Annotated in this window: 8 protein-coding genes and 4 pseudogenes; 3 read left to right on the top strand and 9 right to left on the bottom strand. The window is 69.9% G+C overall.

Annotated elements, in window-relative coordinates; genetic code table 11:
- Positions 1-360: 360 nt before the first annotated feature.
- The 3 genes and pseudogenes from ACFYQ5_RS04730 to ACFYQ5_RS04720 form a co-directional block, all read right to left on the bottom strand.
- Complete coding sequence (locus ACFYQ5_RS04730) at positions 361-1,287, bottom strand: alpha/beta hydrolase (RefSeq protein ID WP_389193067.1); 927 nt, start codon at positions 1,285-1,287, stop codon at positions 361-363.
- Positions 1,288-1,372: 85 nt separating this feature from the next.
- Positions 1,373-1,981 (bottom strand): annotated as a pseudogene (locus tag ACFYQ5_RS04725) (hypothetical protein); the annotation flags it as partial.
- A 525-nt stretch (positions 1,982-2,506) separates the two neighbouring features.
- A pseudogene (locus ACFYQ5_RS04720) lies at positions 2,507-2,614 on the bottom strand (hypothetical protein); the annotation flags it as partial.
- A 110-nt stretch (positions 2,615-2,724) separates the two neighbouring features.
- On the opposite strand from ACFYQ5_RS04720, the gene ACFYQ5_RS04715 reads away from it, so the two are divergent.
- Together ACFYQ5_RS04715 and ACFYQ5_RS04710 are read left to right on the top strand one after the other, a co-directional pair.
- Positions 2,725-3,486 (top strand): IclR family transcriptional regulator, encoded by a 762-nt coding sequence (locus ACFYQ5_RS04715; protein WP_389193064.1) that lies wholly within the window; start codon positions 2,725-2,727, stop codon positions 3,484-3,486.
- A gap of 605 nt (positions 3,487-4,091) precedes the next feature.
- A pseudogene (locus ACFYQ5_RS04710) lies at positions 4,092-4,626 on the top strand (hypothetical protein).
- 13 nt (positions 4,627-4,639) lie between these two features.
- On the opposite strand, the pseudogene ACFYQ5_RS04705 reads toward ACFYQ5_RS04710, so the two are convergent.
- Positions 4,640-4,915 (bottom strand): annotated as a pseudogene (locus ACFYQ5_RS04705) (transposase); the annotation flags it as partial.
- A 103-nt stretch (positions 4,916-5,018) separates the two neighbouring features.
- A complete protein-coding gene (locus tag ACFYQ5_RS04700; protein WP_389193061.1) occupies positions 5,019-5,993 on the bottom strand; it encodes an ROK family protein in 975 nt (324 codons plus the stop codon).
- Positions 5,994-6,177: 184 nt separating this feature from the next.
- Between ACFYQ5_RS04700 and ACFYQ5_RS04695 the strand changes: the two genes are divergently transcribed.
- Entirely contained in the window at positions 6,178-7,206 is a 1,029-nt protein-coding gene (locus ACFYQ5_RS04695) for a LacI family DNA-binding transcriptional regulator (RefSeq protein WP_389193058.1), read from the top strand.
- Positions 7,207-7,210: 4 nt separating this feature from the next.
- On the opposite strand, the gene ACFYQ5_RS04690 is transcribed toward ACFYQ5_RS04695, so the two are convergent.
- The 4 genes from ACFYQ5_RS04690 to ACFYQ5_RS04675 form a co-directional block, all read right to left on the bottom strand.
- Positions 7,211-8,509, bottom strand: coding sequence for a DUF6986 family protein (locus ACFYQ5_RS04690; protein WP_389193055.1), 1,299 nt, complete (start codon positions 8,507-8,509; stop codon positions 7,211-7,213).
- 170 nt (positions 8,510-8,679) lie between these two features.
- Positions 8,680-9,642 (bottom strand): electron transfer flavoprotein subunit alpha/FixB family protein, encoded by a 963-nt coding sequence (locus ACFYQ5_RS04685; RefSeq protein WP_389193053.1) that lies wholly within the window; start codon positions 9,640-9,642, stop codon positions 8,680-8,682.
- 58 nt (positions 9,643-9,700) lie between these two features.
- Positions 9,701-10,486: an electron transfer flavoprotein subunit beta/FixA family protein gene (locus ACFYQ5_RS04680; protein WP_389193050.1), complete on the bottom strand. Its 786-nt coding sequence runs from the start codon at positions 10,484-10,486 to the stop codon at positions 9,701-9,703.
- Positions 10,487-10,687: 201 nt separating this feature from the next.
- Complete coding sequence (locus ACFYQ5_RS04675) at positions 10,688-11,194, bottom strand: flavin reductase family protein (protein WP_389193047.1); 507 nt, start codon at positions 11,192-11,194, stop codon at positions 10,688-10,690.
- Between the last annotated feature and the right edge of the window lie 178 nt (positions 11,195-11,372).

The raw sequence follows: 11,372 nt of genomic DNA, 5'->3' as shown, positions 1-11,372 counted from the left end.
CTACCTCACGCCCCACGAGACCCGATTGCGCTACCAACAGGGCCAGACCCTCGCGGCGTAACAACATCGTGTTCAAGATCACGGGGAAACTTCACTCGTTCAAGATCCCCCAGCCGTGATCCCTGTCACCAACCTCCGTGGACAGAACACCAGGTCACCTCACGAGCATCCATCCCCTCCTCGACGCGTCGCCACGTGTCCTTGGAGATGCCCGCCGCCAGAAGCACCCCCTGGCTCGTTACCGCGACATCGACGAGCGACGTGGCGTCGGACGAGGTCAGGACCGTACGGCCACGACGTGTAGCGATGCGCACGCGCATCCACCCCCGGCCGACAACCTTCGAAGAGCGCGCCACCCGATCACTCCGCCAGCGTGGCCGCCCACTGTGTGAAGATCTTGACGTACCGAGGGGGGTCGAACTGGTGCATCGTGTGAACCGCATCCGGCACCGACTCGTAGTCGACCTTCACTCCCGCCGACTCCATGAGCAGCCTGGCCCGGGCAGCTTGTTCGTCGGAGAGCGCTCCGAGCAAGTTCCCGGTGTCCGGGTCGATGCCACGCATGTGGTGCGTGAGGAGCACCGGCGTCTTGACCTGGGGCAGCATCCGCTCGTGCGGGCAGTGCAATCCGACGGTGCCCTCCCAGAAGACCCGCGCCCATTCCGGGTCGTACTCCTTCATGTGCTGCGGGATCTCGTCCGACACGAAGGACCGCGCCATCGGCGTCGCCGAGGCGCCGGCCGCGCGAAGATAGCCCTCCCAGTCACCGACGCTCCACTGGTCACCGAGGTAGGTGCGGAACAGCTCGAACAAGGGACCCGCCGCCTGGCGGACCGAGTGGCCGCACGTGGTGACGAGCTCGGAGGAGAAGAACGGGGCATCCTCGCACAACACGGCCCGGACCTGCCCGGGCATGGAGTACGCCGACAGCCAGGCCGCGAGGACGCCACCTGAGGAGTTACCCGCGACGATGACGGGGCGCTTCACCACCAGGGCGATGAACCGGACCAGATCGTTGCCGAAGTTGTCAATGCTGTACCGCTTCGGGGTCCAGCTGCTGCGCCCGTGGCCCCGCAGGTCGACGGCGTACACGTGGAAGTCCTCGGCGAGCAGCCTCATGCTCTCCTCGTATCCCCACCATGAGCCGGTCTGCTCGGGGATCAACAGCACGGCGGGCTTGTCCGGCCTGCCGGCCTCGGCGTAGTTCATGGTGATCTCACCGAGATCGGCTTGCTGCTCAGCATAGTTGTGCGGGACATGGACGTTGCGCAGTGCGGGATCAGTCATTATTGCTGGCTCCTTCTTTTGATTTCCGATGTCCACATGCGCTGGTGGACATCACTCTCCACGACCATCGCCGTGGTTTCTTGACGTGGGCTCCGGTCATCAGTGGGGCGAGGTCGTCCGGGGCGAGAAACGACGGCGGAGGGTGCGGTCCTTCCCCACTGACACAGCGAGCGGGTGGCCTCCCACACACCTGGCGTCCACAGGGCGTCGTCGACGATGCAGTCGATGTCGGAGTGGCACTCGGAGAAGTACCCGGCCGGGTCTTTGAGGTACCAGAAGAAGTTGGACCCGATGGCATGTCTGCCCAGGCCCCACATGTGCCGTTCCGGGTCGGCCTCGAACATGGCTGTGGCGCCGCGCCCCACCTCGTCGACGTCGTCCACCTGCCAGGACGTGTCGTGGAGGAAGGAGGAAGCCGACCGGCGCGCTCTGGACCAGCACGTTGTGGTGGTCGACACCTGAGCAGGCTACCGGTGACGCGGTCGAGGTCGTCCGGCTCGTCGACACCGATGTCGAGGAGTTGTCGGCGCGGCGGGTGCCCGAGCATGAGCTGTTCGCCGTCGGCGGTGCTGAAGCGGCGGGTGTGCTCGCCACCGCCGGCAAGCGGCGTGAGTCCGAAGTCGGTCCAGTACGCGACCGTGGCTGCGACGGCGGGCGCGCCAAGGATGATCGCGGTCAGTCGGTGCATGGGCACAGGCGCGCTCCTTCCCGCCCTGTCTCGCTGCTGACGGTGGGCGAGCCGTTGCGGCTGTGTGGTGGCACAGAGCAGGCTCAGGTCGGCGCCATCGAGGTCACGGCCGCGCCAGGAGGTGCGCTGGTCGGGCCGGACCAGGAGACGGTCCTGAGCTCGATCCGGCAGGGTCGCCGGGACGCAGCTCGCCTGGCTGAGCTGTGGCTGGTCGTCCGTGCCGTCTCCGGCGATCACCGGCGAGCCCGTGTAGGAGTAGCCCAGTACCAGCCCCAGTGAAGGGAACTCCTCCGGCTCGGTCTCCCGGATCCGGTCGGAGAGGTGGTTGCTCGTTCCGGTTCGGAGGCCTGCAGTTTGCGGACGGCCGAGGCGTCGGCGAGTTCGGCGATGCCACGACGCTCGACCTCGTAGGAGGCAGACCACTCGGCGAAGGTGTCGCAGAACCCGACACATCGGCACCGCGTGGGTGAAGGAGGCGCCGCGTCGGCGTACCTCGTCCGTGACGCCCCAGCGTCGGAACAGCTCTCTCGTCCTCGCGCTCGTGGTCTTCGCGCGGGGCCTGAGGTGGGAGCCCGCGAGGCGCGGCTCGGCCACCACGGATCGGAGGCCGTGATGCGCAAGTTCGTTCGCGGCGGCCATCCCAGCGGGGCCGGCGCCAGCGATCGAGACCGACGTCCGCGCGCCGTCGTACGGGTGAGTCATGGCGCTAGTATTCGAGTCGTGACCAGCTCCGAGCACCGGGGATTCCGATGAGTGGCACGCCAGTACGGACCTCGGGACGACCGCTGCACGGCGAGCCGATTCTGGAGCGAGCGTTCCGGATCCTGGGTGCCTTCGCCGAGGCCGGGGAGGGACTGCCGCTCCACAAGCTCGCAGCCCGGGCGGATCTGCCCAAGAGCACCACGTCGCGAATCGCGACCCAGCTGATAGGTGTGGGTGCTCTCGAACGCCTCGACAACGGTGATTTCGTCGTCGGCCTGCACCTGCTCGAGATCGCCTCGCTGGCACCCCGCGGCCACGGACTGCGCGCCGCCGCGCTCCCGTTCATGGAGGACCTGCACCAGGTCACCCGCCAGCACATCCTCCTCGCAGTACGCGACGGCCACGAGGCCGTCCTCGTCGAGCGCCTGTCAGCGCGGAACGCGGCAGCGGTCAAGTACCGTGTCGGCGGCCGCCTCCCCCTCACCGAGACCGGCATCGGCATCGCCCTGCTGACCCACGCCCCCGAGCAGGTGAAGGACGAGGCTCTGGCCGGCGCGACCAACGCGGGCCACCTCCGCCGACTCATGGCCACCATCCGCCGGGAGGGCGTATGTGCCATGACTGTGCCCAACCCACTGCGCACCGAGCCCACCGCGATGTCCACAGTCGCCGCCCCGATCCTGAACCGGCGCGGTGACTCATTGGGCGCGCTGTCACTGGTCGCGCCCGACGAAGGAGGGTCCCGGGTCGCCGCTCAAGTCGCGCTGCGAACGGCGAGCCTGGCCATCTCTCGGGCAGTGGGACTCTGACCTGCGACTCCGCCGAGCGGGAGATCGCCGCCGACGGCGCCAGGCCCGGAACTCACACATCCCCGATCCTCGAGTCTCCCCGGATGCCATTCCGCTTGAGCCCCAGTTCCGTCTATGGCCAATTGATAAACAAGATCAACAAGTGGCGGCACACAGCCGGATCGGCGCCGGGTGCACATACAACGGTGTCAGAAAGGCGACGCACCCAAGAACTTGAGGAGCACCCCCTTCCGTACAATCTCGGCCTCGGTCTGGTGGACTCGCGTATTCAAGTGTCGCCAGTTCTGGCGCTTGGGGGACGAGGGAATGACTGTGCGTGTTCGCCGGGAGGCTGGGGTTGCGTGCTGTCAGGACCGCGGAAGCCTGACGGCAAGGAAGCACGGAGCCTGCTGGAGTTTTTTGTAGGCGGTTTCGTCGACTTCTCGCAGGCGGGGCGTCGGGCGAGGTTCGCTGAGCCTTCCAAGCATGGATCCGGCGGCCAGCGGCTCGTTGAGAAGTTGTTGTCCTTCCGGACTTGAGGGCGGCGTTTGCTCTGGTCAGGAGTAAGTGCGGTGATTCAGTGGGAGTCGTGACCTGTCGTGTCGTCGCTCCCCGGGAGGTTGCGGATACCGTCGGTTGTCGGACTGCTGGAACAGCATGAGCTCGCAGCTCGCTTTCGGGTCGACGGGCTGCGTGAGGAGGCCGACCGCATCCAGGCCGAACTGGCCGTAGCCGAGCTGGAATGGCAGGAGTGGGTCATCGCCCGCAGGCGGGTCGATGCGGTCCTGGCTCCGGACTGCGGCAGCACCGCCGACACGGAGGACGTCCCGGATCCGCCGGCTGCGGGCGGGTCGGCGCCCCGGGACTCGGCGAAGCCGAAGTCGCAGGTGCCGGTGTGGCGTGAGGGGCTGGCCTGGTCGGTGCTGTCGGTGGACTACCAGCGCATTCTGCAAGCTCTCTCGGACCGGGATCGGCTCCTTCAAGGGCCGCTGACCCGCCAGGAGATGGCCGTGATGTTCGGTCTGGGGGACGCGGTGCCGGCCAAGGTGGAGGCACTGCGGTCGAAGGCGAAACGCCTGGTTGCGCGCGGCTGGCTGGCCGAACCCGCGCCTGGCCGGCATGCTCGCGAAGACCGCGGCCGCGCGAGGCGGCGGGTCATGAGCAGGGTCATCGACCAGTAGGTCATCGCCTCGGCGCTGGTGGTGCGGCGTTCGTAGTCGCGTGCCAGGCGGCGGGTGCGCATCAGGTGGGCGAAGAGGCGCTCGACGATCCACCGCTTGGGCAGGACCACGAAGCCACGCATGTCGCCGCTGCGTTTGACGATCGCGAGGACCAGGGCGAGCGTGGCCAGGCAGTACTCGACGAGGGGGCCGGTGGAGCCGCCGTCGGCCCAGATGAGGGCGAGGCGGTGGTGCGCGTCGGCCACCTGCCCGAGCTGGGCCTGGGCGGCGGCACGGGCCGGAAACCCCGCAGGGGTGACACAGTTGCGCCGGAGCCGTTGGAGCGGCGAGCGAACGGTACGCCGATGGGTGTGCGGTAAGGCCCATGGCCCCCTACGGGGCGGCTACGGCCCGCACGCCGTTGGAGGCGGAGGCGCCGGGACGGACCGGCGAGGCCGCCGCCGCCGCGCCGACCAGACCCGCGTCGGCGCCCATCACCGCGGAGGTGACGGTGAGTTCCTGGACGAAGGAGAGCGTGGCGTAGTCGCGAAGGGACCTGCGCAGCGGCGCGAAGAGCACCTCGCCCGCGCCCGCGACTCCCCCTCCGATCACTGCGATGTCGATGTCGGTCAAGGTGGCCGTGGCCGCGATTCCGGCGGCGAGTGCCTGGGCGGCCCGCTCGAACGACGCGGCCGCGACCGGGTCTCCTGCCCGCGCGGCAGCGGCCACCGCGGCGGCCGTCGCGTCGCCGTCCGGACCGGGGCTCCAGCCGTTCTCCAGGGCCCGGCGGGCGATGTTCGGCCCGCTGGCGAGACGTTCCACGCAGCCGCGCGCGCCGCACGGACAGGGGTCGCCGTCCAGGTCGACGCTGATGTGCCCGATGTGACCGGCGTTGCCCGAGGGGCCCGGATGCAGCTTCCCGCCGAGTACGAGTCCCCCGCCGACGCCGGTGGAGACGACCAGGCACAACGCGTTGTCGTAGCCCCGGGCGGCGCCCAGCCAGTGCTCGGCCGCCGTCATCGCGACCCCGTCGCCGACCAGTGTGACCGGCAGCCCGCCGGTTGCCGCGGCCACCCGGTCCGCCAGCGGAAAGCCTCGCCAGCCCGGGACGTTGACCGGGCTGACCGTGCCGGCCGAGGCGTCCACGGGCCCGGCGCTGCCGATGCCGACCGCACGCGCGCGGTGCCACAGGGGGGAGGCCATCAGCTCCGCCAGGACGTCGCTCACCGCACCCATCACGTCCTCGGCACCCTCGCGGGCGGGCGTCGGGCGCTGCGCCCGTACGAGAAGGGATCCGCCGTCGTCGACCAACGCCCCAGCGATCTTGGTACCGCCGATGTCGAGCGCGGCGACGAGGTCGGTATGCATCGGTGTGGACTCTCCGGAGGGGTGAGGCGCAGGACCTGCGACTTACGTCAGATGGTCCACCCAGTCTCCATTCTCTTGACAACGTTGTCCAGGGCCTATGCTCGATGCCACAGCATTCCGGCCCCTCTCCGGCATCACCGGTGAAGGCCGGAATCACCCGTTCCCGACGACAGGACAGCGCACCGTGGCCGAGACCGCCCGTCATTCCGAGTCCCGCTACGGCAACAGGCCGACCATGAAGGACGTGGCGGCCCGAGCCGGAGTCGGCCTCAAGACGGTCTCACGTGTGGTGAACAGCGAGCCCGGTGTCACCCCCGACACCGAGCGCCGCGTCCAGGAGGCCATCGAGGCCCTCGGCTTCCGCCGCAACGACAGCGCGCGTGTCCTGCGCAAGGGCCGCACCGCTTCCATCGGCCTTGTGCTGGAAGACCTCGCCGATCCCTTCTACGGCCCGCTGAGCCGCGCCGTGGAGGAAGTGGCCCGTGCCCATGGCGCACTTCTGATCAACGGCTCCAGCGCCGAGGACCCGGAGCGCGAGCAGGAGCTCGTCCTCGCACTCTGCGCCCGCCGGGTGGACGGTCTCATCGTGATCCCGGCCGGCGACGACCACCGTTATCTGGAGCCCGAGATGAAGGCGGGCATCGCCACCGTGTTCGTCGACCGTCCGGCGGGCCGGGTGGACGCGGACATGGTCCTCTCGGACAGCTTCGGCGGAGCGCGCGCGGGGGTCGCCCACCTGATCGCGCACGGCCACCGCAGGATCGGCTTCATCGGCGACCAGCCGCGCATCCACACCGCGAAGGAGCGACTGCGCGGGTACCACACGGCCCTGGCCGACGCCGGGGTCGAGGTCCAGGACGCCTGGGTCTCCCTCGGCCCCACCGACCCGGTCCGGGTCAGAGCCGCCGCCGAGGCCATGCTGTCCGGCCCGGAGCCGGTGACCGCGCTCTTCGCGGGCAACAACCGGGTGACGGTCACCGCCGTCCGCGTCCTCGCCGAGTGCGACCGCCGGATCGCCCTGGTCAGCTTCGACGACATCGAGCTCGCAGACCTGCTCGGCATCACGGTGATCTCGCAGGATGCCGCAGCGGTCGGCCGTACGGCGGCGGAACACCTGTTCCGCCGCCTCGACGGCGCCGCCCACGCCCCCGCCAGGGTGGAGCTCCCCACCCGGCTCGTCCCGCGCGGCTCGGGGGAGATCCCGCCGGCGTGAACGCCTACGGCGCCGTCACGGTCAGCCCGCCACGGCGCGGCGAGGCGAAGCCGTCCAGGTCCGCGCGGGTCAGACCGGTGAGGCCGGTGACCTCCGCGGTGTCCAGGGCGCCGCAGTCGATGCCGCGGAGCAGATAGCCACTGAGCGCCTTGGCGGTGGCGGGTTCGTCCATGACGTCACCGCCGGCCTTGGCCACATAGGCGGCGAGCCGGGCCGCGGCCTGACCGAGGCCCTCGCGGTAGAAGGTGTAGACGGCCGCGTACCGGGTGGGCAGGTGACCCGGGTGCATGTCCCAGCCCTGGTAGTAGGCGCGGGCCAGAGCGCGGCGGGTGAGGCCGTAGTGCAGGCGCCAGGCGTCGTGGACCTGCTGGGCGGGGCCGACCGGAAGGACGTTCGTGGAGCCGTCGCAGACCCGCACGCCGGTCCCGGCCGCCGCGACCTGCATGACGGCCTTGGCGTGATCGGCCGCGGGGTGGTCGCTGGCCTGGTAGGCGGGGCTGACACCGACGCAGGCGCTGTAGTCGAAGGTCCCGTAGTGCAGACCGGTCGCCCGGCCCCGCGCGGCGTCGATCATGCGGGCCACGGCGGCGGTGCCGTCCGCCGCCAGGATGGACTGGCTGGTCTCGATCTGGATCTCGAACCCGAGGCGCCCGGCCGGCAGACCATGGGTCTCCTCGAAGGCCTCGAGCAGGCGTGCGAAGGCGGTGACCTGTTCGGGGTACGTCACCTTGGGCAGCGTCAGGACGAGCCCGTCGGGAAGGCCTCCGGCCCGCATCAGGCCGGTGAGGAAGATGTCCGTGGTGCGGATGCCCCGGTCGCGTACGGCGGCCTCCATGCACTTCATCCGGATGCCCATGTACGGAGCCGCGGTCCCGCCGCCGAACGCGTCGGCGACCAGACGAGCCGCGCGGGCGGCGGCCTCGTCCTCCTCGGCGTCGGGGCGGGGTCCATAGCCGTCCTCGAAGTCGATGCGCAGGTCCTCGACCGGCTCGCGCTCCAGCTTGGCGCGTACACGGTCGTGGACGGGCTCGGCGAGTTCCTGCGGGATCCCGAGGACCGCGGCGAACGAGGCGGCGTCGGCGGCGTGCTCGTCGAGCGCCGCCAGCGCCTGGTCACCCCAGGTGCGCAGGGTGGTGGAGGTGAAGCCGTCGGCGGGCACATAGACGGTGTGGACGGGCTGACGCGTGCCGGGGTCCCCTGGGTAGCGGCGGGCGAGTTCGGCGTCCACCGACGTGAGGGAGGCGCTGATCTCCTCACCAACCGTGCCGGCGAGGCTCGTTGCCACCTTCTCCTGCTGGCCCATGACCGTACCCTCCACTTGTTCCGTAATTCCGCTTCCCGGAATCCTGCATCCGCATAGTGAAGTTATAAGTCTGCTGGTCCTGCGTCAATGGTGACCGGAAACGGCCCGGGGCCACGCGGTGAGAACACCACGCGGCCCCGGGCCGTCGTACGGGCAGAGCTCCCGCAGGGTCAGCCCTTGCGGGACTTGACCTCGTCGGTGAGCTGCGGGACGACGTTGAACAGGTCGCCGACGACGCCGTAGTCGACGAGGTCGAAGATCGGGGCCTCGGCGTCCTTGTTGACCGCGACGATGGTCTTCGAGGTCTGCATCCCGGCCCGGTGCTGGATCGCACCGGAGATACCCGAAGCGATGTACAGCTGCGGCGAGACCGACTTGCCGGTCTGGCCGACCTGGCTGGTGTGCGGGTACCAGCCGGCGTCGACCGCGGCACGCGAGGCGCCGACGGCCGCACCGAGGGAGTCGGCGAGCGCCTCGATGATCGCGAAGTTCTCCGCGCCGTTGACGCCACGGCCACCGGAGACGACGATCGCGGCCTCGGTCAGCTCCGGACGACCGGTCGACTCACGCGGGGTGCGCGAGAGGACCTTGGTGCCGGTGGCCGTCGCGGAGAAGGAGACCGTGAGTGCCTCGACGGCACCCGCGGCCGGGGCGGCCTCCACGGCTGCCGAGTTGGGCTTGACCGTGATGACCGGAGTGCCCTTGGAGACACGGGACTTGGTGGTGTACGAGGCGGCGAACGCCGACTGCGTGGCGACCGGGCCCTCGTCACCGGCCTCGAGGTCGACGGCGTCGGTGATGATGCCGGAACCGATGCGGAGCGCGAGGCGGGCCGCGATCTCCTTGGCCTCGGCCGAGGAGGGCAGCAGCACGGCGGCCGGGGACACCGCGTCGTAGGCGGCCTGGAGCGCGTCCACCTTCGGCACGACGAGGTAGTCGGCGAACTCCGGGGCGTCGGCGGTGAGTACCTTGACCGCGCCGTGCTCGGCGAGCGCGGCGGCGGTGTCGGCGGCCCCGTTGCCGAGGGCGACGGCGACAGGCTCGCCGATGCGGCGGGCGAGCGTCAGCAGCTCCAGGGTGGGCTTGCGGACGGCACCGTCCACGTGGTCGACATAGACGAGAACTTCAGCCATGGGACTTCAATCTCCTGCGTGCGAGGGAGTGCGGGGCGGGGAAGGGAACAGCCGGGGCTCAGATGAACTTCTGGCCCGCAAGGAACTCGGCCAGCTGCTTGCCGCCCTCGCCCTCGTCCTTGACGATCGTGCCCGCCGTACGGGCGGGACGCTCAGCCGCGGAGTCGACCGCGGTCCAGGAACCGCCCAGGCCGACCTCGTCCGCCTCGATCTCCAGGTCCTCGAGGTCCAGGGACTCGACCGGCTTCTTCTTGGCCGCCATGATGCCCTTGAACGACGGGTAGCGGGCCTCGCCCGACTGGTCGGTCACGGAGACCACGGCCGGCAGCGACGCCTCGAGCTGCTCGCTCGCGGAGTCGCCGTCACGACGGCCCTTGACGGTGCCCTCCTCGACCGAGACGTCGGAGAGCATCGTCACCTGCGGGACGCCGAGGCGCTCCGCGAGCAGCGCCGGGAGCACGCCCATGGTGCCGTCCGTCGACGCCATGCCGCAGATGACCAGGTCGTAACCGGTCTTCTCCACTGCCTTGGCCAGGACCAGGGAGGTGCCGATGACGTCGGTGCCGTGCAGGTCGTCGTCCTCGACGTGGACGGCCTTGTCGGCGCCCATCGACAGCGCCTTGCGCAGCGCGTCCTTGGCGTCCTCGGGACCCACCGTGAGCACGGTGATCTCCGCGTCGTCCGCCTCGTCGGCGATCTGCAGTGCCTGCTCGACCGCGTACTCGTCGAGCTCCGACAGCAGACCGTCGACGTCGTCACGGTCCAGGGTCAGGTCATCGGCGAAGTGCCGGTCGCCGGTGGCGTCGGGCACGTACTTCACACAGACAACGATCCTCAAGCTCACGCCGGCTCTCCTACTGCATCGTCATTTCTGGGCTGCCTTGTTGCACGCAGCATAGGCGCCTTATCGGGCGGATTCCGGTCGGGGGCGACCCGGCTCCCGGTGAAATATTACTCGCCAGTACACCCAGTACGTTACCCATGAGCAAGCGCTTGGAACTGTGACGTAGCCAACGAGGTACGTTCCTGCGCGACCTGCTCGCCCTCAGTCTCGCAGAGACGTGAAACTGCCCTGGTGGTAGACCAGCGGGCGGCCGCCTCCCGACGGGTCCCCGGCCACGACCTCGGCGATCACGATGCGGTGGTCCCCCGCCGGGATCCGGGCCACCACCCGGCACACCAGCCAGGCCACCACTCCCCCGAGCAGCGGCACCCCCTCGGGCCCCCTGCGCCAGTCGGTGGACGGGCCGAACCGGTCGGCGCCGCTGCGGGCGAAGGTCGCGGCCAGCTCCTGCTGGCCCTCGCCGAGTATGTGGACGCCGATGTGCTCCGCCTCCGCGACCACGGGCCAGCTGGAGGACGTGGTGCCCACCCCGAAGGAGATGAGCGGCGGCTCGGCGGCGACGGAGTTGAGCGAGGTCGCGGTGAAGCCGACGGGGCCCGCTCCGGCGGCGGTGATCACGGCGACGCCGGCGGCGTGCTGCCGGAAGACGGAGCGGAGAAGTCCGGGGGTTGCCGTCCGGGGAGTACCAAGGTCGGGCGTAGCCGTCATGAGAGGTCCTTCTGCGAGGAGGCGTACAGGTCCACGGGTTCTTCAGGCACCCGGACAGCGCGCGCTCGCGTGGCGCGCGAGGTCGATGTGGACCCGGCCGAAGAGAAGGAGTTCTGGCGGCATAGCGTCAGAGTGACGATGCGTGGCGTGTGCAGTCAAGTGCGTCCCGTCATGTGGG

Origin of the sequence: Streptomyces sp. NPDC005794, from assembly GCF_042871445.1 — a bacterium.
Taxonomy (GTDB): Bacteria; Actinomycetota; Actinomycetes; order Streptomycetales; family Streptomycetaceae; genus Streptomyces.
This window is presented reverse-complemented; position numbering and strand designations above follow the sequence as displayed.

Bases quoted from the DNA above. Each gene is read 5' to 3' on its own strand.
- ACFYQ5_RS04730 (WP_389193067.1), bottom strand. From the start codon at position 1,287: ATGACTGATCCCGCACTGCGCAACGTCCATGTCCCGCACAACTATGCT.
- ACFYQ5_RS04715 (WP_389193064.1), top strand. From the start codon at position 2,725: ATGAGTGGCACGCCAGTACGGACCTCGGGACGACCGCTGCACGGCGAG.
- ACFYQ5_RS04700 (WP_389193061.1), bottom strand. From the start codon at position 5,993: ATGCATACCGACCTCGTCGCCGCGCTCGACATCGGCGGTACCAAGATC.
- ACFYQ5_RS04690 (WP_389193055.1), bottom strand. From the start codon at position 8,509: ATGGGCCAGCAGGAGAAGGTGGCAACGAGCCTCGCCGGCACGGTTGGT.
- ACFYQ5_RS04685 (WP_389193053.1), bottom strand. From the start codon at position 9,642: ATGGCTGAAGTTCTCGTCTATGTCGACCACGTGGACGGTGCCGTCCGC.
- ACFYQ5_RS04675 (WP_389193047.1), bottom strand. From the start codon at position 11,194: ATGACGGCTACGCCCGACCTTGGTACTCCCCGGACGGCAACCCCCGGA.